The organism is Chroococcidiopsis sp. CCNUC1, from assembly GCF_023546805.1.
Lineage (GTDB): Bacteria > Cyanobacteriota > Cyanobacteriia > Cyanobacteriales > Chroococcidiopsidaceae > Chroococcidiopsis > Chroococcidiopsis thermalis.
In genome coordinates this window covers 5,643,315-5,666,944 of the sequence record NZ_CP097480.1, presented here as the reverse complement: position 1 = coordinate 5,666,944, position 23,630 = coordinate 5,643,315, and the positions used below count along the sequence as shown (strand labels likewise).

Annotated in this window: 23 protein-coding genes and 1 riboswitch; of the genes, 11 read left to right on the top strand and 12 right to left on the bottom strand. The window is 42.8% G+C overall.

Features of this window, described 5'->3' with window-relative positions; genetic code table 11:
* Positions 1–31: 31 nt before the first annotated feature.
* The 3 genes from M5J74_RS26215 to M5J74_RS26205 form a co-directional block, all read right to left on the bottom strand.
* On the bottom strand, positions 32–2,263 hold the full coding sequence (locus tag M5J74_RS26215) for a peptidase domain-containing ABC transporter (protein ID WP_250014147.1): 2,232 nt from the start codon (positions 2,261–2,263) through the stop codon (positions 32–34).
* A gap of 301 nt (positions 2,264–2,564) precedes the next feature.
* Entirely contained in the window at positions 2,565–2,945 is a 381-nt protein-coding gene (locus M5J74_RS26210; RefSeq protein ID WP_250014145.1) for a hypothetical protein, read from the bottom strand.
* Between the two features lie 206 nt (positions 2,946–3,151).
* The gene (locus tag M5J74_RS26205) at positions 3,152–3,520 is read right to left on the bottom strand and encodes a hypothetical protein (protein WP_250014143.1); all 369 of its coding nucleotides are present in this window, start codon (positions 3,518–3,520) and stop codon (positions 3,152–3,154) included.
* A gap of 888 nt (positions 3,521–4,408) precedes the next feature.
* Positions 4,409–4,615, top strand: a riboswitch (cobalamin riboswitch).
* Positions 4,616–4,636: 21 nt separating this feature from the next.
* On the opposite strand from M5J74_RS26205, the gene M5J74_RS26200 reads away from it, so the two are divergent.
* The 5 genes from M5J74_RS26200 (at position 4,637) to M5J74_RS26180 (ending at position 12,890) form a co-directional block, all read left to right on the top strand.
* Positions 4,637–5,305 carry a HupE/UreJ family protein gene (locus tag M5J74_RS26200; protein ID WP_250014141.1) on the top strand — a complete coding sequence of 223 codons (669 nt, stop codon included), beginning with the start codon at positions 4,637–4,639 and terminating at the stop codon, positions 5,303–5,305.
* 264 nt (positions 5,306–5,569) lie between these two features.
* Positions 5,570–6,625, top strand: coding sequence for a cobalamin biosynthesis protein CobW (gene cobW / locus M5J74_RS26195; RefSeq protein ID WP_106217679.1), 1,056 nt, complete (start codon positions 5,570–5,572; stop codon positions 6,623–6,625).
* A 236-nt stretch (positions 6,626–6,861) separates the two neighbouring features.
* On the top strand, positions 6,862–9,177 hold the full coding sequence (locus tag M5J74_RS26190) for an ATP-binding protein (protein ID WP_250014132.1): 2,316 nt from the start codon (positions 6,862–6,864) through the stop codon (positions 9,175–9,177).
* Between the two features lie 117 nt (positions 9,178–9,294).
* Entirely contained in the window at positions 9,295–9,750 is a 456-nt protein-coding gene (locus tag M5J74_RS26185; protein ID WP_106167942.1) for a response regulator, read from the top strand.
* Positions 9,750–12,890 carry a PAS domain S-box protein gene (locus M5J74_RS26180; RefSeq protein WP_250014130.1) on the top strand — a complete coding sequence of 1,047 codons (3,141 nt, stop codon included), beginning with the start codon at positions 9,750–9,752 and terminating at the stop codon, positions 12,888–12,890. Before M5J74_RS26185 ends, M5J74_RS26180 begins: the two co-directional genes overlap by 1 nt.
* Here the strand turns inward: M5J74_RS26180 and M5J74_RS26175 are convergent.
* Positions 12,856–13,737: a PfkB family carbohydrate kinase gene (locus tag M5J74_RS26175; RefSeq protein WP_250014128.1), complete on the bottom strand. Its 882-nt coding sequence runs from the start codon at positions 13,735–13,737 to the stop codon at positions 12,856–12,858. The two genes, M5J74_RS26180 and M5J74_RS26175, sit on opposite strands and share 35 nt — an antisense overlap.
* On the bottom strand, positions 13,731–13,904 hold the full coding sequence (locus M5J74_RS26170; protein WP_250014126.1) for a hypothetical protein: 174 nt from the start codon (positions 13,902–13,904) through the stop codon (positions 13,731–13,733). Before M5J74_RS26170 ends, M5J74_RS26175 begins: the two co-directional genes overlap by 7 nt.
* A 42-nt stretch (positions 13,905–13,946) precedes the next feature.
* Here M5J74_RS26170 and M5J74_RS26165 point away from each other — a divergent pair, with 42 nt between their 5' ends.
* Both M5J74_RS26165 and M5J74_RS26160 read left to right on the top strand, forming a co-directional pair.
* The gene (locus M5J74_RS26165; protein WP_015157430.1) at positions 13,947–14,279 is read left to right on the top strand and encodes a type II toxin-antitoxin system RelE/ParE family toxin; all 333 of its coding nucleotides are present in this window, start codon (positions 13,947–13,949) and stop codon (positions 14,277–14,279) included.
* Positions 14,266–14,556 carry a transcriptional regulator gene (locus M5J74_RS26160; protein WP_106167938.1) on the top strand — a complete coding sequence of 97 codons (291 nt, stop codon included), beginning with the start codon at positions 14,266–14,268 and terminating at the stop codon, positions 14,554–14,556. The genes M5J74_RS26165 and M5J74_RS26160 overlap by 14 nt, the downstream gene beginning before the upstream one ends.
* Positions 14,557–14,671: 115 nt before the next feature.
* Here M5J74_RS26160 and M5J74_RS26155 read toward each other — a convergent pair whose 3' ends face one another.
* The 7 genes from M5J74_RS26155 to M5J74_RS26125 form a co-directional block, all read right to left on the bottom strand.
* Positions 14,672–15,424, bottom strand: a complete 753-nt coding sequence (locus M5J74_RS26155) for an amino acid ABC transporter ATP-binding protein (protein WP_015157432.1) — start codon at positions 15,422–15,424, stop codon at positions 14,672–14,674.
* A 99-nt stretch (positions 15,425–15,523) separates the two neighbouring features.
* Entirely contained in the window at positions 15,524–16,714 is a 1,191-nt protein-coding gene (locus tag M5J74_RS26150) for an amino acid ABC transporter permease (RefSeq protein ID WP_250014124.1), read from the bottom strand.
* 4 nt (positions 16,715–16,718) lie between these two features.
* Positions 16,719–17,879 carry an amino acid ABC transporter permease gene (locus M5J74_RS26145; RefSeq protein ID WP_106167936.1) on the bottom strand — a complete coding sequence of 387 codons (1,161 nt, stop codon included), beginning with the start codon at positions 17,877–17,879 and terminating at the stop codon, positions 16,719–16,721.
* Between the two features lie 108 nt (positions 17,880–17,987).
* Positions 17,988–19,076, bottom strand: a complete 1,089-nt coding sequence (locus M5J74_RS26140; RefSeq protein ID WP_106217675.1) for an amino acid ABC transporter substrate-binding protein — start codon at positions 19,074–19,076, stop codon at positions 17,988–17,990.
* A 229-nt stretch (positions 19,077–19,305) separates the two neighbouring features.
* On the bottom strand, positions 19,306–19,539 hold the full coding sequence (locus tag M5J74_RS26135; protein ID WP_015157436.1) for a hypothetical protein: 234 nt from the start codon (positions 19,537–19,539) through the stop codon (positions 19,306–19,308).
* Positions 19,540–19,629: 90 nt separating this feature from the next.
* Entirely contained in the window at positions 19,630–19,812 is a 183-nt protein-coding gene (locus M5J74_RS26130) for a hypothetical protein (RefSeq protein ID WP_250014122.1), read from the bottom strand.
* Entirely contained in the window at positions 19,805–20,152 is a 348-nt protein-coding gene (locus tag M5J74_RS26125; protein WP_106167934.1) for a hypothetical protein, read from the bottom strand. Before M5J74_RS26125 ends, M5J74_RS26130 begins: the two co-directional genes overlap by 8 nt.
* Positions 20,153–20,421: 269 nt before the next feature.
* Between M5J74_RS26125 and M5J74_RS26120 the strand changes: the two genes are divergently transcribed.
* From M5J74_RS26120 to M5J74_RS26105, 4 genes are all read left to right on the top strand, one after another.
* The gene (locus M5J74_RS26120; RefSeq protein ID WP_015157439.1) at positions 20,422–20,934 is read left to right on the top strand and encodes a YdcF family protein; all 513 of its coding nucleotides are present in this window, start codon (positions 20,422–20,424) and stop codon (positions 20,932–20,934) included.
* Positions 20,889–21,101: a hypothetical protein gene (locus tag M5J74_RS26115; protein WP_250014120.1), complete on the top strand. Its 213-nt coding sequence runs from the start codon at positions 20,889–20,891 to the stop codon at positions 21,099–21,101. Before M5J74_RS26120 ends, M5J74_RS26115 begins: the two co-directional genes overlap by 46 nt.
* Positions 21,102–21,201: 100 nt before the next feature.
* Complete coding sequence (uvsE, locus tag M5J74_RS26110) at positions 21,202–22,131, top strand: UV DNA damage repair endonuclease UvsE (protein WP_250014118.1); 930 nt, start codon at positions 21,202–21,204, stop codon at positions 22,129–22,131.
* 65 nt (positions 22,132–22,196) lie between these two features.
* Positions 22,197–23,621: a hypothetical protein gene (locus M5J74_RS26105; protein WP_250014117.1), complete on the top strand. Its 1,425-nt coding sequence runs from the start codon at positions 22,197–22,199 to the stop codon at positions 23,619–23,621.
* Positions 23,622–23,630: the final 9 nt, after the last annotated feature.

The window sequence follows — 23,630 nt, the reverse complement described above, 5'->3', positions numbered from 1 at the left end:
CTAATCAAAAACAGTAATTATCAATTAGTCATTAGTAGCCTGGAGCTTGAGTGCCAGTGGGAGACTTACCGTTAGAATACGAGGCAGATTTGCCGACTAAACCATTTGTTGCTGGAGTAAAGTCATCGAGAAAATCTAAGTGGTCGCCGACTTGATAGCGTAGTTCCTCTGGAGTGCCAGAGATTTTCAAGCGTCCTGCTTCTAGCAGCACAATCCAATCGGCTCGCCCAATCACTTTGGGACGGTGGCTGATCAAAATCGTCGTTTTGCCCTGGCGATGGTGCAGCAGTCGATTTAGTACTTGAGCTTCACTGACTGGATCGAGAGCGCCAGTAGATTCATCTAAAATTAGTATCGGTGGGTCAGTAACTATGGCTCTGGCTATAGCTAGTCTCTGCCGTTGTCCCCCAGAGAGATTCGCACCAAATTCTCCTAAAATTGTTTGATATTTATCGGGCAGGTTACTAATAAACTCATCTGCACCTACAATCTGGCAAGCCCTCACAATTTGCTCAAAAGTGATGTGGGGATAGCTAAAGTGGAAGTTGTCAATGATGGAGCGACTCCAGAAGTGGGGTTCTTGCGGCACTAAAACGACTTGCTGTCGCAGGCATTCGAGAGAGAGATCTTGCTGGTTATAATCACCGTAGCGAATGTTGCCAGATTGGAGAGAATATAAGCCAGTAATCAGTTTGGCAAGAGTACTTTTGCCACAGCCGGATTTACCAATCAAAGCTGTAACTTTACCGCCAGGGATCTTGAGGGAAAAATCTTCGAGCAGGTCAACTCTACCTGCATGGTGAAAGTTGAGATTAGTGCAAATAATATCCGCATTGCCCTGAATTTCTGTCCAAGGTTTTTTGAAGTCGTTTTCATCTTCTGGAGTGGCATCGATGACTTCTGTAAGGCGTTGGATGACAATTTGGGCAGTAATAAACTCATCAGCCAACCCAATGGCTGAACTTAAAAAACCGAGAAAGTTACCGCTCATGCCGTTAAATGCCAGCAACTGACCGATAGATAATGTTTGATTAATTACTAGGTAGCTGCCCAACCAGAGAACACCAATATTGGTAAAAGTGGAGAGGATACCAGTAATAGTGCTACTGTAAAGCCCTAACTTCATCGTACTCCAGCCCAAGTTGGCAAGATGACCGTAATTGCTTTGATATTCTTGCCAAGCTTGCTCCGTGGCTTGGGTGGTTTTGAGTACCTGAACACCGCGAAAAGTTTCGACCAGAAAACCCTGGTTTTCCGTGCCTAAGACAATTTGGTTGCGAGTTTTCTGGCGCAAGGCAGGGAGAAACAGCAGGTTAACGATTGTGACAATGACAAAGGCAGCAAAGGAAGCTATGGTAAGTCCCCAGCTATAGAAGAGCATAAAGCTGAGGGAAACCAAGGCAATAAAAAATTGGCTGGGTAAACCGAGAACAATTTGGGCAACTAGTTGATTGATCGAGTTAACATCAGCAATGCGGCTGACGACTTCGCCACTGCGCCGTCCTTCAAAGTACGATAAGGGCAAGTGCAGAAGTTTTCGCCCATATTCCAAGATTAAGCCTAATTGCAGTCGCTGACCAAAGTGACCGATCAAGTGAGACTGGACTAAACCGATCGCACTTCTAAATAGATTCATCGTAACGACCCCAATTGCCACTGTAGTTAGCAGTTGGGTATCTCCCCTCACCAGCACGTCGTCGGTGAGCAATTGCATCATTAAGGGAGTGGCAAGGGAAAGCAGCCCAATGGTCATGTTGATGGCAATTGCCTGAGCGAGAATGAACCGATAGGGCAGAACGCGCTTCAGATAGCGCCCAAAACCGCCAACTCTATCGTTTGGTTGTTCGTAAAAGCGGCTGTCATCTGGTGCGAGCAGTAGCATCGTACCATTAGTCCAACCTTTGACTAGTTCCTCGCGGCTCAGGTAGCGGATACCAACGGCGGGGTCGGCAATGACATATTTTTTCCCTTTTTGTCCGTACAAAACAACCCAGTGGTAGCCTTTCCAGTGGATGATGGCTGGCAGCGGTGCTTGGTGCAAGCGATCGAGTATTTGAGGATTTGCTTTGACTTGACGGGCATTGAATCCTAAAGTTTCTGCTCCCCGATTCAACCCTAGTAGGGTAGTCCCCCGAGACCCCGTACCAACTGCTTCTCGCACGCGGTTGAGGGTGAAGGTGCGTCCGTAGTGTTTGGCAATGGTTGCTATGCAGGCTGCGCCACAGTCTTCTTCACTGTGTTGAAGGACAATTTGGTATTTCATGTTGATGAGTAGCCCTTGATAAATCAGGGCTGTTTTATTCGAGAAAACTTTTATTAATTATTTTGTTCGACCAAGCTTTTATTAATAAAGAAATTGGGAGCTAAGGAAAAATATCTTTGATTTTCCCTAGTCTCCCTTCTTGCAGACTTGATTCTATGGAGAATAAAATGACCTACTTTTACATAGGGGTATATCTCTATAGCTCAGAAACCTTTTATAGCTATAAGCTATAGTCCGATCTAGCCTGTCTGCTGAGGCTCTAACATGCGTTGTTGTCCTGTAAAGTAGTGTATTACATCTGCTAGATCGGATTCATAACATTCACAGGTACTGGCGGCATATTCCCTATATGGAAATTTACAGTGTTACCAGTTTGGCTAAGTCTGTAGAATCCATCAGCAACTTTTCCCCCTGCTAAAGTCAAAGATGTAGGGTTAGCATCCTGGTCAAATAGCAAAGTAACTTGCTGGTCATGGCTCTTGAAGGAAACTGTTTCGCCGTTCTTTATAGATACTTTATTTGGTTTGTAGAATTTATCCATCCAATAAATAATCTGTTCAGAACCTGTAGTATTTTCGACTTCATAAGTCCAGTTGGTACCTCCACTAATAGCAGCACCTTCTTCGGGGGTTAATTCAGCAAACAATTGTTCATCAGTAAAAGAAAAACTGTTGTCTAACATTGTGTTAATCCTTTAATAGATTTGGGTAAAATTATCTGGAAGTCGGTATTTATTCCAGATAGAAAACTGCGCTTCAAAATGAAATGATTTGTCTCATAATTTTTGAAGCTTTTCTTTTTACGAGAGCGGTCAGTTCTTCACTTGAAATGGCAAAGAATAATGAACCTTAGAAAATCAAAACAGTAAATCTTCTTGATATCTAGGTATTATGCTATGTAGAGATCGAGGTCATATGGGTTTTCAGGAGTGTAGTTATTGTCTTCAAATTTATACTTTCCTTCATTGTTTAAAGTGTATGATTTGTCTTGCTTGTAATTATCTCGACCATCTGTGTCAAAGCTAATATATCCGTTCGGAGCAGCAAAATACCATTTTTCACCTGGTTTCATGAGATATTGCTTACCATCCAAGACATGGGTGATATCGTATTTCGTCTTGTTTGTAATTTCAACCAGCTTGCATCCGCCACTAATTATTTCTGCATCTTTTTGATTTAAATCCACAAAAATATCTTGGTTAACAGAAGTAAGTTTGAGCAAGTCAGCAGTAGTAGTCATTCTATCAATCTTCAACATTGTTTTAATCCTTTAATAGAATTGGGTAAATTTATCTGGAATAAGTACTAACTTCCAGATAGAGAACTAGTAGGAAGGGGTTAATTATTTAACTTATCTTCCTGGGGAAATGTATCTCTACTAGTAGGCTATCCGTGTCTTATGCGATCGCAAGTCGAACGAACGGCATTGTTAAATTGCTCACTGATAGCGGTTTGTGAGTCCATTTAGATGAAGATACTAACTCTCGAAAAATGGCTTGATACCTTTTTTCGCGTTGCATCTTTGCAGCTATAAAACTAATCAATAATTGATTAGTACTTTTAGTATGAAAGCAACCTGTTTGCGATCGCGTTCAATTAAATGTATGACTTTATGTATAAGTTAAATGATTTCTATCTATTGTTGTTTGAGTTATAGAAAATTTCATTAATTTAAGTAACAAGGTAGATCGTGCAGGGCAGAAGTAAAGTAGATCGTGCAGGGCAGAAGTAAAGTAGGTCGTGCAGGGCAGAAGTAAAGAACTACTATACTGAACGAGAGGCGATCGACTTTGAGCAGTTGCGCCACAAAAACTTGTTGATAGCAAAAGAATCGGCTCAATTAGAGCAGATTATAAAGCCATAAGGTGAATCACATTTTGAGCTAGTTTCATTACGCAATGATAAGAACTGTAAGTTACTTTTAAGGATTGATGATGAATCGTTTAGCAGCGTATTTCTGACTTGACACTCAGCATAAAACTAATCATGTGACTAATAGAATTAACTATTCGATACAGATGCTTCCACGTGCTTATCACCCTTTAAATATATAGAAAGAATAAAATACTAACTCTGCTACGATTTTTACAAAACAACTGTAAGAACAGTTCTGTTTTTCTCTAAAGATGCGATCTGGTGGTATGATAATCTCCTCAATCTAATCGGTTCTAGCAGGAAACAGCTGTTAGAGGCAACGGGGAAAGTTCGGTGTAAGTCCGGCGCTGTCCCGCAACTGTAATTGGTAGTTGGTAGTTAGTAATTGGTAGTTGGTAATTTTTGCTCAGAATTTCTCGATTCCCGATTCCCAGCTCCCGCATGAGTCAGAATACCCACCGATAGAAATTGTTTAACTCACATCCTTCGCGAGGTACGGATGATGTCTAAAGATTTGATGTCTAAAATTTTGCAGCTATTTTGGCGCTATCTAGGGGCAATCGCAACCGCTTTGACGATCGCATTTTTTGCCATACCCCAACCAGCTTATGCCCATCACGCGATTGGTGGCAAGACTCCGGTAAATTTATTTGAAGGTTTCTTGTCAGGACTGGCTCACCCTGTTATCGGTTTAGATCATTTAGCTTTTGTCGTGGCAATTGGATTACTTGCAGTCGGACAGCGGCGCGGTGCTTTAATTCCGGCTGGGTTTGTCGTGGCGGCGATGTTGGGGACAGTTATTCACGTCTTCCAAATCGATTTACCTGCGGCTGAGGTCGCGATCGCAGTTTCTGTTATCATCTTTGGGGCAATGCTGGTGTGGCGAGATCGTCCTCATTGGTTGATAACATTGGGGTTGGGTGCGATCGCGGGATTATTTCACGGTTACGCTTACGGAGAAGCTATTATCGGGGCGCAAATGTTTCCTCTATTTGCCTACTTGTTGGGTTTTACTCTAATCCAATATGGTGTTGCTTTAGTTGCCTTTTTAGTAGGAAATTTAGCATTGCAGAAATCTGCTAATTCTAGTCCTGCTTGGTTAAGATTATCTGGTTTAGCAATCTGTGCAATTGGGGTAGTGTTCTTGACTTCCTCGGTGATGGGTTAAAAGTTAAGTAGTCACCTGTGGCAATCGCCGCCAGTGAATTAATTCACTGGCTTATAGCTCAAGTCGGATAAAGCCGACTACAATTGATTTCTAGTCTACTTCAGTAGACTTTTGCTGTTAGCCTCGGACTTAAGTTCGAGGCGGGTCTGAATACTAATTGAGAATGCTCACTGGTCACTGGTCAGTGATAACTGCTCCCCACTCCCTCAATACTTGTGAGACAATGCTGTTTGTCGATCGCAGGCTAATTTCAATTAGAATCCAATGGCTACAAAAATTCCCGTTACAGTCGTTACTGGTTTCTTAGGCAGCGGCAAAACAACTCTCATCCGTCATTTGTTGCAAAATAATCAGGGACGGCGCATTGCTATTTTAGTCAATGAGTTTGGTGAGTTGGGGATAGATGGGGAATTACTGAAATCTTGCCAGGTTTGTCCAGAAGAGGCGAAAGGTGAAGATAGCTTACCTCAGATTGTGGAATTAACAAATGGTTGTCTGTGCTGTACGGTACAAGAAGAATTCTTGCCGACAATGCTGGAGTTATTAAAACGCCGAGATAGTATAGATTGCATTGCGATCGAAACTTCTGGGTTAGCTTTACCAAAACCATTGGTGAAAGCTTTTCGCTGGCACGAGATCCGCAATGCTGCTACGGTGGATGCAGTGGTGACGGTGGTAGATTGTGCTGCTGTTGCCGCCGGAACGTTTGCTAGCAATCCGCAGGCGATTGAGGTGCAAAGACAGGCAGATGAGAGTTTAGAACACGAAACCCCATTACAGGAATTATTTGAAGACCAGTTGGCTTGTGCAGATTTAGTTGTATTGAATAAAACTGACTTGATTGATGCAACAACGCAAGCCGAAGTTTTAAAGTTGGTGCAACAAGAACTACCGCGACAGGTAAAAATGGTAACAAGCGATCGCGGTCAAATCGATCCTACAATTTTGTTGGGTTTTCAAGCTGCGGCTGAAGATGATTTGTCCAATCGTCCCAGCCATCACGACACGGAAGAAGACCACGAACACGAAGAAGAAATTACTTCAACCCATGTTGTGTTAAATCGCACATTTGAACCTAATGCTTTACAAAACCAGTTGCAAGTATTAGCAAAAGAACAAGATATTTATCGGATTAAAGGTTTTGTCGCTGTTGCAAATAAACCGATGCGTCTGGTTTTACAAGGCGTGGGAACCCGATTTGACCAATTTTACGATCGCTTGTGGCAACCTGAAGAAATGCCGCAAACTCGATTGGTTTTTATCGGTCGCAGTCTCAATCCTACTACAATTGAATCTCAATTAGTAGCTTTGCCGAACTAAAATTGCACTCTTGTTAGGGTGGATCGATCGCACACTCTAACAGACTATGTATTGCGTTCAATCTTCAAGAACAATAACGATTTATCTATAGTTCAAAGAATTAAGAATATCTTAATTTTGTATCCTAAATGACCATTGTATAGAGGATGATACAATAAGCGGAGCTATTACTCTATGCTTATAGAAATAATCCTATAGTATGGGATTGTAGCAGCCTAACTATCAGGTTGAATTGTATGGATTGGTCATTACAATCGCTAGATCGAGACAACGCCAGTGCTTCACAGTCGGAGGAGTTGACGATCGCCGAAACGGTTGATTTGACGAATTGCGATCGCGAACCAATTCATATTCCTGGATCTATCCAACCTCACGGTGTACTTTTTGTCCTACAAGAACCTGACTTAATCGTTGTACAAGTTAGTAAGAATGTTTCCGATATCATTCAAGTTTCAGCTCAAGAATTACTAGATAAACCATTAAATAATCTACTTAATTTAAAGCATATTAATTCGATAAAACAATGTTTATCGCAGGAATTTGATAGTGTAAATCCCTTAAAAATAGCCATAAAATCTCAAAACAAAACTCTAGTTTTTGATGGAATTATTCATCGCAATATAGATAATTTACTGGTTCTAGAAATAGAATCAAGAAGAACGAATAAAAGTAGAGACTTTTTTGATTTTTATCATTTAGTCAAAAACCCGATCGATCGGATGCAAAAGGTAGATACTTTAGCAGAGATGTGCCAAATTGCTGTGAAAGAAGTCAGAAAACTGACGAACTTCGATCGCGTCATGGTTTATCGCTTTAATTCTGAAGGTGCTGGCACGGTTATAGCGGAAGATAAACGCGAAGATTTGACTTCTTATCTTGGCTTAAACTATCCTGCTTCCGATATTCCTAAGCAAGCCAAGCATCTTTATACCTTAAATCTCCTCCGACTCGTTCCCGATGTCAATTACGAACCTGTAGAAATTATTTCTACCGATTCAGATAACAATAAGACTTTGGATTTGAGTCTTAGTATTTTACGTAGCGTTTCTCCGATCCATATTGAGTATTTAAAAAATATGGGGGTCGGCGCTTCTATGTCTATTTCTTTGGTGAAAAATAAAAAATTATGGGGATTGATTGCCTGCCATCATTCCGCAGCTAATTATCTCACTTGTGAAGTCCGTACTGCTTGCGAGTTTTTGGGTCAAGTCATGTCTTTGGAACTGGCTACCAAAGAAGATAATGAAGGCATGGACTACAAGATTAAACTCAATTCAATTTTATCAAAATTTGTTGAAATTATTCCTCAAGACGAAAATTTTGTTGAGAGTTTACTCCAAAATCGAATCAATTTATTAGAGTTGACTGCTAGCGAGGGAGCTGCTATTTGTGCAGACAGTCAGGTATGGCTAGTTGGTAAAACACCCAGTGAAACAGAAATTCAAGAATTAATTCAATGGCTTGAACCTCAAATTCATAATGACGTATACTGCACGGACTCGCTGCCAAAAGTTTATCAACCAGCGACAAAATTTAAAGATAGTGCGAGTGGTTTGTTAGCAACGGCTATCTCCAAAAGTCAAAATGATTACATTCTTTGGTTTCGTCCTGAAGTGATTCAAACTGTGAATTGGGGTGGTAATCCTCATAAACCAGTTGAGATACAACAAGATGGAAGTTTACGCTTATCCCCGCGTCAATCTTTTGAATTGTGGCAAGAAACAGTAAAATTAAAATCTCTACCTTGGCAACAATGCGAAATTGATGTAGCAGTAGAACTGAGAAGTGCAATTGTAGGTATTGTGCTGCGTAAAGCAGCGGAATTAGCACGAATTAATAGTGAGTTAGAACGGACTAATAGCGAGCTTGATGCCTTTGCATATATTGCTTCCCACGATTTGAAAGAGCCGTTACGAGGAATTCATAACTACTCTAGCTTTCTGCTTGAAGATTATGCAGATATTCTGAATGAAGACGGCGCATTTAAACTGCAAACTTTGGTACGTTTGACGCAGCGAATGGAGGATTTGATTGAATCTCTACTTCACTTCTCGCGGTTAGGAAGGATAGAACTTTCGTTCCAGAAAACGAATTTGAATGAATTGGTTAGTAACGTCGTTGATGTACTAAATATTAGTTTGAAAGAAGAGAGAGCTAATATTCGCATTTCTCAGACTTTACCAATTGTTGAATGCGATCGCGTCCAAGTTAGTGAAGTTTTTAGCAATTTAATTAGCAATGCAATTAAATACAACAACAAAGAAGATAAATCTGTAGAAATCGGCTATTTAGAGTCTGAAAATAGCTCTAACGATAGCCAAAGTAATTCCTTTGTTTTCTATGTTAGAGATAACGGTATTGGAATTAGAGAAAAGCATTTAGAGACTATTTTTCGCATATTTAAGCGATTACATGCACCGAATCGGTATGGAGGTGGAACAGGCGCTGGTTTAACCATTGCCAAGAAAATTGTAGAGCGTCATGGCGGGAAAATTTGGGTGGAATCAACTTATGGAGAAGGTAGTACGTTTTATTTTACATTGCACGGTTAATACTACGTATTTCAGTTATCAGTTATCAGTTATCAGTTATTAGCTTCCAGTGACAAATGACAAAAATGGTACGAAATAATGGTCACTTCTTTCAAATTAGCAACTCAAGTTGAACGTATGACTAGTAAATCGACCCAACCATTGCTGTTAATTGAAGATAGCGATGAAGATTTTGAAGCTTTCGGGCGGATAATGCGGCAGTTATCCGTTATCAATCCTATTCATCGCTGTATTGATGGTGACGATGCATTAGACTATTTATATCATGATGGCGAGTACGCCGATCTAGAGCGAGTACTTCGTCCAGCAATTATCGTCCTTGATTTAAATCTACCAGGTACAGATGGACGGGAAGTACTAGAACAGATCAAGCAAGACGAGGAGTTAAAAATAATTCCTATTGTAGTATTTACAACATCTTCTAATCCAAAAGACGTGGAGGTCTGTTATCGCTATGGCGTGAATGGCTACATCATTAAACCAATGGATGTGAAAAAATTAATGCATACGATTCAAATTCTCATTCAATATTGGTTTGAAGTCGTGATTCTACCTCATAGGAGGAGGTATTGATGAGTTTTGAGAGAACAGTTCTCATCGTTGATGATTCTCCTGAAGATCGAGAAACATACCGTCGCTTCTTACTTACTGACGAGCGCTACCATTACATATTTTTAGAAACAGATTATGGTGAGAATGGACTAGAAGTATGCAAACTAGTACAGCCAGATGCTATTTTGTTAGACTTTCACCTCCCTGATATTGACGGTATTGAGTTTTTATGCGAGTTAAAAACTCAATTTGGTAAAATGCAATTACCTGTAATTATGTTGACGGGACGAGGAAATGAAGATGTTGCCGTGCAAGCAATGAAAAGTGGTGCGGCTGACTATTTGGTAAAAGGAAAAACCACGTCAGAAAATCTTCGTTTAGCAATTCATAATATTTTAGAACGCGATCGCCTACAACAGCAATTAGAACAAAGCGAAGACAGATTTCGCACTTCAATTGAAAACATGCTCGATTGCTTTGGCATCTACAAATGCTTGCGTGATGAATCGGGTAAAATTGTAGATTTTATTGTCGAGTACGTGAATGCGGCAGCTTGTACTAATAACCGCATGACAGCAGCAGAACAAATTGGTAAAAAACTCTGTGAAATTTTGCCTTTTCATCGAGAGACTGGATTATTTAATGAATATTGTCGGGTGGTAGAGACAGGCGTACCTCTGACAAAAGAAGACTTAATTTACTCAGATAGATTTAACCAAGAATATTTAACCAGAGCCTTTGATATCCGAGCAAATAAATTGGGCGATGGTTTTGTGGCTTCTTGGCGAGATATCACCGATCGCAAACGCTCTGAAGAACGTTTGCGATTACTAGAATCTGTCGTTGTCAATGCTAACGATGCCGTCATCATAACCGCGATCGCTCCTTTAGAGGAGCCAGGACCGCGAATCGTATATGTGAATCAAGCATTCACTGACTTAACTGGCTATACCTGTGAAGAAGTTGTAGGCAGATCGCCGCGTTTTCTCCAAGGTGCTAAAACCGATAAAGCAGCACTCAAGCGTATTCGGGATGCCTTACAAGCCAAAAAGCCAGTACAAGAAGAACTGATCAATTATTGTAAGGATGGCTCGGAATTTTGGGTAGAGATTAGCATTACACCCATAGCGGATGCCGCAGGGCAGTACACCCATTTTGTCGCCATTCAACGCAACATAAGCGATCGCAAGCAAGCAGAAATGATATTGCGAGAGACTCGGCATTTGATCGAGCAAATTGCCGTGACTATCCCTGACATTTTATATATTCACGATTTAAAAGAGCGGCGAAATGTCTATATAAATCGACAAGTTACTGAAGTGCTTGGGTATACGCCAGAAGCAATTTGCCAACTCGGAACGGTGGGATTGCAAAGCCTGATGCACCCTGAAGACCTTGCTTTATTGCCCGCACACTTACAAAGATTCGATGGAGTTGGAGATCGTGAAGTTCTGGAATTCGAGTACCGAATGCAGCACGCTAACGGTGAATGGCGGTGGCTGTGCAGCCGAGAAAGCGTGTTTACCAGAAACAGCGATGGTTCGGTTCAGCAAATTCTCGGTACGGCTCAAGACATTACCGCACGCAAGCAGGTAGAGATAGAACTACGTCGCAGTCAAGAACGTATCCAACGCACGCTAGAAACATCTCAAATTGGCATTGGCTTTGGTTCATCTAATGGTGATGTTTTAGAGATGAACGATACGCTGTTGTCGATCCTGGGTTATACCCGCGACGAGTTTCGCAATTCTAAACTGAGTTGGCGGGATATGAGTCCGCCAGAGTATGCCGAGATAGATCGGCAGGCAATGGAGCAGCTAGAATTGACTGGCAGCATCAAAGCAATAGAGAAAGAAGTTATTCGCAAAGATGGGACGCGCCTACCAATTTTAATTAGTGCTACGCGCTTGCAAGGTGAGGTAGAAGAACATATTGCCTTTATCGTAGATCTCAGCGATCGCAAACGAGCCGAGATTGCCCTGCGCAACAGTGAAGAACGATTGCGGCTGGCTTTTGCCACAACTCAGATGGGAAGTTGGGATTGGGACATTTCAACTGGTAGCATCACTTGGTCTGACAACATGGAAGCCATGTTTGGCTTAACTCCAGGGGAGTTTGACGGTTCTTACGAAATGTTTGAATCGCGACTGCACCCAGAAGATCGCGATCGCGTGCTAGAGGCAATTGACAGCGCCGTCAATACGGGAGCAGACTACAACATCGAATTTCGAGTTGTTTTTCCTAATGGTACAGTTCGTTGGGCGCAGAGCAAAGGACAGGTTTTCTACGATCGAACGGGTAAAGCCGTCCGTATGACAGGAGTTGATTTAGATATTACCGATTGCAAACACAGCGAAGTAGAAAACGCTCGTATGCTGGAACTAGCTCAGCAAGCACAGAGAGAAGCTGAAGCTGCTAACCGTGCTAAAGATGAGTTTGTGGCAATGGTATCTCACGATTTGCGCTCTCCCCTGAATGCGATTCTGGGTTGGGCAAAACTGCTGAGGACTCGTCAGGTGAATGCTGAAACCACTGCCCGCGCCTTAGACGCGATCGAGCGTAACGCCCAATCTCAAGCAAAATTGCTCGAAGATCTGTTAGACGTGTCGCGCATGATTCGCGGCAAACTAGAACTCCAAGAGAGTCAGTTCGATTTAGTTTCCCTTGTAGAAGAGTCGGTTGAAACTACTTTTCTTGCTGCTAGCGCCAAGCAGATTCATTTAGAATTCCGAATTCCGAATTCCGAATTCCGAATTCCAATCTCTGGCGATCGCGATCGCTTGCAACAAGTCTTGGGTAACTTACTCTCAAACGCAATTAAATTTACCCCAGAAGGTGGCAAAATCGAAGTCCAGTTATCGTTATTAACTAGTAGTCACAACCACCAATTACCAACTACCAATTACCAATTATCAACTACCAACTACGCCCAAATTCAAGTTATCGATACGGGCAATGGTATCAGTCCTGAGTTTTTGCCCCACGTCTTCGATCGCTTTCGTCAAGCCCAGAGTCCTAATAAGCAAGGAGGATTGGGACTGGGATTGGCGATCGCCCGTCACATCGTAGAATTGCATGGTGGTACAATTCACGCTGCCAGTCTTGGCGTGGGACAAGGAGCAACGTTTACGATCCAGTTGCCATTAATGCCTCCAAAGTAGGGCGATCGCACATTGCAGACTGCGCCCCTGGCTTGGTTGCAGCTAAAGCGCCCGCCGCTGCACCCCATACTACTGCTTGTCTCAAGGGTAGTCCTTCTACTAGTGCCGCAGCTAAACCACCATTGAAGGCATCTCCTGCGGCTACCGTATCTACAGCCGTGACGGAGAAGGCGGGAGTAAAAAATGTTTCTGCTTGAGTCGCACAGATGACACCCCTAGCACCAAGTTTGACGATCGCATTACCCACACCTTTTTGTAACAAAGCCCGTGCTGCTGCGGTTGCAGTTTCTCGTCCATCTACAGTAAAGCCAACTAATCGCCCTGCTTCTGTTTCGTTTGGGGTGATGATATCGATCAAGGGATAAAGTTCATCTGGTAAATTTTGGGCTGGTGCAGGATCGAGAATGACTTGAATTCCGGCTGCTTTTGCAACTTGGGCGGCTGCAATAACGGCGCTGAGGGGAATTTCTAGTTGGAGGAGTAGGATCGATCCCCCCAACCCCCCTTGGGAAGGGGGGCTAATAGATTTTTCTAACTCCCCTTGGGAAGGGGGGCTATTTGTTCCCTCCCTTTGGGAAGGGGGGCTACTTGTTCCCTCCCTTTGGGAAGGGGGGCGAGAAAGGATCTTTAATACACTCTGGAGACGTTCTACATCTGTCTCATCGACTCGTCCATTTGCCCCAGGAGTTATGATAATTTGGTTTTCACCATTGTCATCAACCGCGATCGCAGCGACTCCAGAACTGATACTTTCATCCACCAATACATTTTCAGTTCGTACTCCCGCCGCTTGCAAACTTGCTAATAATTCCCGACCGAAATTATCTCCGCCAACACGCCCTACCATGTATGAGGGAACGCCCAATTTGGCAATCGCAACTGCTTGATTTGCGCCTTTTCCCCTGGCGCGGTGACAAAACTATGTCCCGTCAGAGTTTCTCCAGGTAAAGGTAATCTGGGTGTTTTACTAACTAGATCGATATTGATACTACCGAATACGATAATAGAGTTCATATTACGTCTCAATCGAAGAAAATAGCTTTTTTACAGATAATAATGCCAGAAGCCTCTCCTAGAGAAATTCAAGTTTATGCAACTCCAGATGGGAAATATCCTTTCATAGAATGGTTAGAGTCTCTACGAGACAGTAACGCTAGAGCTAAAATTAAAGCAAGGCTCGATCGCGTTGAAACTGCTAATCTTGGGGACTATAAAGCAGTTGGGAAAGGCGTGTGTGAGTTGAAAATAGATTATGGTTCTGGTTATAGAGTTTATTTTGGACAAGTAGGAACGACGTTGATTCTACTTTTATGTGAAGGAGATAAGAGTACTCAAGAAAAAGACATCCCCCAAGCTATTCAATATTGGACGGACTATGGAAACAGATAAAATGCCGAAAAATATTAGCTACCACAGTTACCTAATTGAGTCTTTAAAAGAACCATCTGAGGCTAGTGCCTACTTCAAAGCTGTTTTAGCAGAAGGAAGTGTAGAACTGCTTCAAAAAGCCATAGACAATCTAATCGAAGCAGGCTATAACAATTTAGCGATCGCTTTGGATTTACAACAGTTAAATAACTTCACTCTGTTGTCAGCAATGACTACCAAAGTAGAAACAAAAAACTTATTTCAAACAGCCGATCTTGAATTGAAACAACGAGTTTAATCGAATCCGATAACGACTCCCTACTCCTGTACGGGCAAGTTTATCCGAAATATCTGTCAGTATCAACCCTTCGGTAAACCCGCCCCTACGATTCCCTCTTTTACAAAATTTACGCTTACAAAATTTGCGATAAAAACTTGCGCGTCCGTTCTTCTTTGGGGTTTTGAAAAAATTCTTGGGGTGGGGCTTGTTCGACTAACATTCCACCATCCATTAAAACGATGCGATCGGCAACTTCGCGGGCAAACCCAACTTCGTGCGTCACGACTACCATTGTCATCCCCGATCGCGCTAGACTCCTCATCACATCTAACACTTCTCGTACCATTTCTGGATCGAGGGCTGATGTAGGTTCGTCAAATAACATAATTTTAGGCTGCATTGCTAATGCCCGGGCGATCGCTACCCGTTGTTGTTGTCCGCCAGAAAGTTGTCCTGGGTACTTTTGCGCTTGTTCTAAAATTCCTACCCTTTCCAACAGTTGCATGGCGACTTCTTCCGCTTTTTGCTTTTTCCAGCGGCGTACCCAAATCGGTGAAAGAGTTACGTTTTGTAGTACGGTAAGGTGAGGAAACAAATTAAATTGCTGAAACACCATTCCCACTTCTTTACGAATTGCATCTATGTTACGCAAATCGTGAGTTAGGGCAATTCCATCAACTTCAATTCGCCCTTGTTGGTAATCTTCTAAAGCATTAAACGTGCGAATAAACGTAGATTTACCCGAACCAGAGGGACCCATCACCACCACCACCTCCCCCCGATTCACGGTAAGGCTAACCCCACGCAGGACGTAAAATTTATTGCTGCTATACCACTTATGGACGTTCTCAGCAATAATCATTGGTTGTGAATTGTCATTTGTCATTGGTAGTTGGTAATTGATAGTTGGTAATTGGTAGTTGGTAGTTGGTAATTTTTGACTTTTAGCTTTTGACTTTTGACTTTACCCATTACCCATTACCTGTTAGTTACTAACATTTAATTTCCGTTCTAAATAGCGACTTGCAGTAGACATTCCATAACAAAAGAGCCAGTAGAGTAAGCCAATGAATAAATAAACTTCGGCATAACGTCCGAGAAATTGGGGTTGTGCCAAAATCGAGCGAGAGATTCCGGTTAATTCTAGTAAACCAAATAGAGCTAGTAGAGATGTATCTTTAAATAAACCAATAAATTGACCGACGATCGCGGGAATTACGGCTTTAAGTGCCTGGGGTAATACGATCAGTAACACAACTAAAGGCGAACTTAAACCCAAGGCTTTAGCGGCTTCGTATTGTCCTCTAGGTATAGCTTGTAATCCACCACGGATATTTTCTGCTAAATACGCTGCACTAAATAATACTAGTCCAGCGATCGCCCGTAGTACGCGATCTAAATTGCGGAAGTTAGGCGGGAGAAATAACGGTAACATTACCTGGGCTAAGAATAAAATGCCAATTAATGGCAACCCGCGCACGACTTCAATGTAGAGAATCGATAAGATCCGGACTATAGGTAACGGACTTTGGCGACCGAGGGCGAGTAAAACGCCAAAGGGAAACGACAGTACGATCCCGCAAATTGCTGTGAGTAGGGTTAGTAATAGCCCCGACCATACATTTGTTGGGACTGAAGCTAAACCTAAACCACCTCCAATTAACCAAATATTGACGATAAATACTAATCCCCAAGCTGGTGTTAGCCAAGGGCTAATACTAGTAGGTAATTTGCGTCCAACTGCGTAGCCAACTATAGCAATAATGGCGATCGCTAATATCCATAGACGCGCACTCAGTTCTAAAGGTAGCAGTACAATAGCTGCAATCATTACCCCTAAAACAAATAAAATTGTCCGACTAAATATGGGAGAGTTTCTGACAATATAACCCCAACAAAGCCCTGCTAAACCGATAATCAGCCCCAGCGCCGTCCACACCCGCCAATACAATTCCGGAGGAAATCGACCGACAAAAAAGAGCTGCAAGTTTGCACCCACGACCCCCCACTGTGCTGCGGTTAATGCCCAACTAATAAAGTTACTCAGTCCCCAAATAATGACTGCTAAGCAAACAATTGTCAGAATACTGTTGTACCAAGTACTGAACAAATTGTTCTGTACCCAGTTCAGGGGAGATGTGGGTGGGGTAGGAGGCGCAGACGATTGGATTTGCAAGGGTCTATCTCTCCTTAATTTGCACAGTGCGGTTGTATAAATTCATGATGAGAGAGATGGTTAAGCTTGTAGTTAGATAGGTAATCATAATTAGCAACATCACTTCCACAGCCCGTCCCGTCTGATTAAACGTGGTGGAAGCAACAAAATAAACATCGGGAAAACCAACTGCGATCGCCAAACTGGAGTTTTTCGCTAAGTTGAGGTAGTGACTCGTCAAGGGTGGTATGATTACGCGCAATGCTTGCGGTAAAATCACCATTTGCATGATCCGATTCGGCTTCAGTCCCAAAGCACGAGCTGCTTCCCATTGCCCTTTTGGTACGGCTAGAATCCCCGCCCGCACAATTTCAGCAATATAACTACTCGTATAAATCACCAGTCCAGCAAGGAGGGCGCAAAACTCTGGCGACAGACGCAATCCACCCTCAATCTGTCCCTGCGTAACTTGCGGAATACTCAACCGAAAGGGAATATTGCGGGTCAAGACAAAAGCGATAACGATAGCCCCTAAAATCGAACCCAAAGCATACCAAATTTGATGTCCTGCCTGTCCTCGTTCTACCATGACGCGCCCCCGCCAGCGCCACAAGGCGATCGCCCCAACAATTCCCGCCAGCAGTAACACCAACCAAATGCCTCCCCCCGACCCAATTTCCAGCCACGGAAAAAACACGCCTTGTCCCGTCAGGTAAGTAGAACCAAGAAGAGTAATAGGATTTTCAATTCCTGGTAGGTTGATAAAAACGGCAAAGTACCAAAAAAATAGTTGCAATAGTAGAGGTACATTGCGGAAGATTTCTACATAAGAAATAGCAATACGTCGTACCAACCAGTTATCTGAAAGTTGGGCAATACCAAAGACCAATCCAAAAATAGTAGCTAAAACTAGACCGATTGCTACCACACGCAATGAATTAAGCAATCCGACAAATATTGCCCGACTATAGCTATTAGACGGATCGTAGGGAATGATGCTTTCGCCAATATCAAAGGAGGCTTGCACTCCCAAAAAATCAAATCCTAACTGAATGCCTAATTGCCGCAGATTATAAGTGAGATTATCCCAAATCAGAGCAACAAAAATTACCACCAACAAAACCGCGATCGCCTGTCCGGCAATCTGCCAGAAGCGATCGTCTCGTAATAGTTTCTGCAACTTCATGTAGTGGTAATTGGTAATTGGTAAGTCAAAAGTCAAAAGTTACAAGTCAAAAACCAAAAGCCAGAAGTCAGACATCAAAAGTGACTGCTCCCTGCTCCCTGACAAATGTTACCTGAACGGTGGAGCGTAGTGTAAACCACCTTTCTCCCAGATATCGTTCTGACCGCGTGGTAAATTGAATGGCGTGCCAGGTCCGAGATTACGGTTGTAAATCTCGCCGTAGTTGCCGACTTTCCTCACTGCACGGGCAACAAAATCATTCGGTAAACCCGCACCTTGACCTAAATTCCCTTCCGTGCCTAGCAATCTTTTGACAACTGGGTCTTGGCTTTTGGCGAATTGGTCGATGTTTTGAGAATTAATCCCCAGTTCTTCGGCTTCAATTAAGCCAAAGATCGTCCACTTAACCGCATCAAACCAGCGGGAGTCTCCGTTTTTCACGGCTGGTGTTAGTGGTTCTTTGGATAAAAGCGCATCTAGAATAATATTATCTTGCGGATTTTTCAGCGTTGTTCGACGGGATACCAATCCAGAGCGATCGGTACTCACAGCCTGACACCGACCTTGTTCGTATGCTGCGTAAACGGCATTAGCATCTTCAAATACTAGGGGCGTGTATTTCACTCCAATTTTGCGCATTTGGTCGGCAAAGTTTTGCTCGGTAGTAGTTCCCGTCTCCATGCAAACAGCTTTGCCTTGCAAACCCTTCAAGTCTTTTGTCCCAGCAGATTTCTTCACCATTACGCCCTGACCGTCATAAAACGTCACGGGAAGAAACTCCAGCCCTACCGAAGTATCGCGACTCATCGTCCAAGTCGTATTGCGACTGAGAATATCGACTTCTCCTGCTTGCAGGGCAGTGAATCTCTCTTTTGCGTTCAGATTGCGGAAATCGACAGCATTCGGATCGTCAAATAAAGCCGCTGCGATCGCCCGACAGATATCCACATCGAGTCCAGAATACTTACCTGCTTGGTCTACGTAGCTAAACCCTGGTAAAGTACCACTGACACCGCACGCCAGCCTGCCGCGAGACTTAGCTGCATCTAATGTACCCCCTCCTCCCCCTGCGGCTGGGCTACTTCCTGTTTGAGCGGTTCCCTGTGGCTGTGGTGACTGGGAATAAAATTGGCTGCAAGCAGTTAAAGGAGTTGCTACCAGCGCAACACCCACTAGCAGTACACTCCTTTTGAACATAAATAGATTTGTCCTACTCTTCTCTGTTTTTTTACGATGCACGCTCATACTAAGTGGTATCAATTGCCACAAAAGCGAGTGTTTCTCTGTAAATTTGATTAGTTAAACTTTACCGCAAACAGACGTAAGAAGTGAGAGATCGGAGGTAAGTTGATGCATACACACTTGTAGGGGCGCACAGCTGTGCGCCCCAATAAATTAGGCATAATATGGAGGAAATTACACGTCGCTAATTCTGATACGAACGACCGCGCCTATAAAGAGTTACTCCTAGAGCAATTCCAGGAATAGTCAAAACTGCTACCCAAGGAGAACGCCACCAATCAATTGATTGCGTCGTGTAGCTGTTCCGATATCTGCTGCAAGGATAAGATTGAGCTGGATCGACAGAAGAAAATAAAACTCCACCCGCGATCGCAGTCGTGGATAAGATAGTCGCCAACGATAATTTTGCTGCTTTCATTGTGCTTAACTTCCCTAGCTTTTATCAGTTCAACTCAAGTAGCTTGAGAAAAGCATGAATTTTTATAAATTGTAATCTAGAACTTGTAATTTAGAACTTGTAATTTCTACCCTGAAGCCGAGTTCGGCGCTGATGGCGCAAATCGTTATCAACTCTAGCAATCAATTCATCCAGTGCCAAAGTTACAAATTCGAGTTGTCGATTACTGTCACGTAATTGTTCGACGGTACGCTTAACTTTGTCTGGATCGGGAATTTTTTTAGGTTTACTCATGTAGGTCAAAGTCCCTCTTAGCTTCTCTAATACTTGCAATTGAAGCATCGCGGGCAGCTTGGGCTTGCTCGATGTTTTGATACAGTAAATTTACCACATCTGTAGGAGCAGTCGGTTGATATTCGGAAATTCTAGGTAAGAGCGCACTCAGACGAGAATAAGGAGCTAGTAGGCGTTCTCTCACATTCAGGAGTTGTTCTAATACTGGAAGCGTTTCTTCTGTTTCACCAAACTGTTCAAAGAGCCTTGATTCTGTTGCTGCTGCCTCATCCATCCCTTCCACTAACTGTCTTTGTAGAGTAAAAATGGTACCTAAAGTTTCATCTGAAAGCTTTGCCATCTGCGTATTTTTTCATCTTTAACTGTTTCATAAAATACACAGAAAGGTTGAGTTATAGCAAGAAGCCAGTATTATCTGACCCCATCAGATTGCCGAAAGCAATTTTCTTCAAAAACATTAAATTTATCTTGACCTCAGCCATGCCGCTCAGTTGCCTGCTACCCTAGATATTCGTGTTGTTGCGCTGAAGCTCTGCTAAAGTTCTGAAAAAGCGACGTTATCGACGGGTCAAACCGCGAAAATCTGGGCGTAGGGGTTGGTGTTGGCTGATGCTACTACTGCCTACCTTATTGTGGCTGGGATATCAGGAGGTGAAAAGCCAGTTAGAGCCATATCAAGCAATTCTCGTTCTCGGCGGTTCCGTCCAACGAGAGAAGTTCGCAATCGAATTTGCACAGAACAAGCCAGATTTACCAATTTGGGTTTCCGGTGGTAGTCCGAAAGAATACGCCCGTAATTTATTTACCCAAGCTGGTGTCGATCGCAGTCGTTTGCATTTAGACTACCAGGCAGTAGATACGGTCACAAACTTTACTACCTTAGTCGGCGAGTTTCAAAAGCGGGGCATCAAGAAGATCTACCTGATCACGTCTGACTATCATATGCGCCGTGCCGAAACAATCGGTCAAATTGTCTTAGGTAGTCGTGGGATTGATTTTACCCCAATTTCCGTTCCCTCGCAGCGATCGCCAGAACCCTACAACAAAACCATCCGCGACGGAGGTAGAGCTTTGCTTTGGGTACTGACAGGACGCACGGGTTCGACATTAACGAAAAGATAAGTCGGTACGGGAGTCGGAGGACAAGGGAGACAAGGGAGACAAGGAAGACAAGGGAGACAAGGGAGACAAGGGAGACAAGGGAGACAAGGGAGACAAGGGGCAGAGGAGCAAGAACTGTCAACCACCAACTACCCATTACCCATTACCCATTACCTCTCACCTCTTGATAGATGTGATTTTAGATTTGGCAGATTAAATTTGTCTTTGATTGCTAAGTTTATCTGTGGTGGCGATCGCACTTGTTAGCCAACTACTGTCTTTATGTGTATGATTACTGAGCCAAGCAGTACAAAATTATTATCTCGCACGGGCGATCGCTCTAAATTGGGTTTAGTTTGTATCACCGTTTCTAAAGCAGTCCGCTATCGTACCATGACGCGGACGCGCTACCTCAAGTTAAGTGCAGCAGAACGGGAAACTGCCTTACGAGAGCTTTATTTGAGCAATTTAACTCGCTTGGATGCGGCAATATCTTTTTGTCAAGCAAACCAAATCTTCCTCTATCGAATGCCTTCGGGTTTATTTCCCCTAAGTGACATGGAAGACGGCATCGGACAGAACATCTTAGCAGAAATGGCTGCTGATTTAGCAGCAGTGGGAAGGCGATCGCAACAACTGGGCATCCGCATGGTACTCCATCCCGATCAATTTGTGGTATTAAGTTCTGACTCGCCACAAGTCGTGGAAAACAGTATCAAAATTTTGACACAACATGCCCAAATTATGGACTTGCTCAGTTTACCGCGCTCGGCTTGGGCGTGCATGAATATTCACGGAGGCAAAGCTCAGAGAACGTCGCAATTGGTGCAAGTTGTCAATCGCCTTCCAGAAGCAATTAAAAGCCGCCTCACTTTTGAAAATGACGAATATGCCTACAGTGCTGAGGAAATCTTAGCTGTTTGTCAGCAGGCAAAAGTCCCAATGGTTTTTGACGCTCACCATCACATCTGTCATGAGAAACTAGAAAGCTACGATCGTCCCTCCGTAGCCGAGATGTTTTATGCTGCTAGATCGACGTGGAAAAATCCAGAGTGGCAACTCGTCCACATTTCTAACGGTGAAGCAGCTTTCAGTGATAGACAGCATAGCGAATTTATTACCGTCATGCCCAGTATCTACCGAGAAGCACCCTGGATTGAAATTGAAGCTAAGGCAAAAGAAGAGGCGATCGCGGCTTTGACTAACAGCAATTGGTGATACTATTTGCTGTTATCGCTCCTTAACTGCGATCGCATTCTTGGTGCGAGCAAAATTTGGTTGAAATGAATATGTCATCTGTGCAACAAACTCAAATAGCATTTCGTCCAGTACGGCGCTTTCTCTGGCTGGAAAGATTAGTTGCTCTTGTGGTTTTACTGAATTTCTTCCTTGTCTTGTTCGATTTATCATATATTCCTTGGCGCGACTTTTATTTTGAAAAACTTCCTCAAATTGTTCAGCAGTACGATCCGATTAAAGGTATCGAACCCCATCGAGAAACAACCCGATATCTGGCTCAATTTCAACAAATCAAACAAGAAATTGAGCAGACGGGTATTCAGTCACCAGAAGTCGAGAATCTATTAGCTCAAATGCGGCAACTTAGCAATGAGTTAATCGAAGATAATCCTTTTGCGATCGCCCAGAAAACCGGACATTTAGAAAATATCAAAAATCAAGTCCGCGATCGCGTTCATATTAACTCAGCTCATCAAGCCTTCGATACTTTTTGGAGTCAGGCTTATCTCAATCGCGCAGGCTGGGAGCGAGAATTAGATTTCTTTACAACAAATCTTCAGCCACTCATAGAAACTAACTACTATCGTGGAATTAATACTCAAGGTAAATTCATCGATCGCTTTTGGTTAATTGACTTACCTTTTATCGCTTTTTTTGGCTTAGAAATTCTCATCCGTACTTTCATTATCAGCCGTCAAAGACCAGATTTAAATTGGCTAGAGGCACTGCTAAGGCGTTGGTACGATTTATTTCTCCTCTTACCATTTTGGCGCTGGCTGAGGGTAATTCCAGTAACGATACAGCTTTATCAAGCACAATTATTAAATCTCGAACCTGTTCGCAAGCAAATTAAATATGATTTCGTCACTAATTTCGCTGAAGAAATGACAGAAATTGTTGGCGTGCGGTTAATCGATCAAATGCAAGACTCTATCGAACGAGGTGATGCAGCTGAGTGGTTATTAAGAACGGGACGTTATCAACCCTATATCAATATTAATAACACTAATGAAGTGCAAGAAATTGCTAATCGCTTACTGCGAATGACAATTTATCAAGTTATTCCCAAAGTCCAAACTGAGATTGAATCATTACTCCACTACAGTATCGAAAATGCCATTAAGAAAACTCAAATGTACCAGCAAATACAGCATTTACCAGGTATGGACACTCTACCTCGTCAAGTTTCATCCAAATTAGCTAACGATATTTCCCAATCTACTTACACAACTTTGACCAATTTATTAGAAGATCCTATAGTTATAGAAAAATCGAGTCACTTAATTCAAAACTTTAGCATTGCCCTAGAAACAGAAGTCAAAAAACAACACAACTTGCAAGCACTCAAGTCATTATTTGTAGACTTACTCGAAGAAGTCAAAATTAATTACGTCAAAGATATTGCCCAAGGTGGAGTTGAAAGAAGTTGGGAAGAAGCAAATCAATTGCGCCGCATCATTCGCCAGTAGCAGTAAATC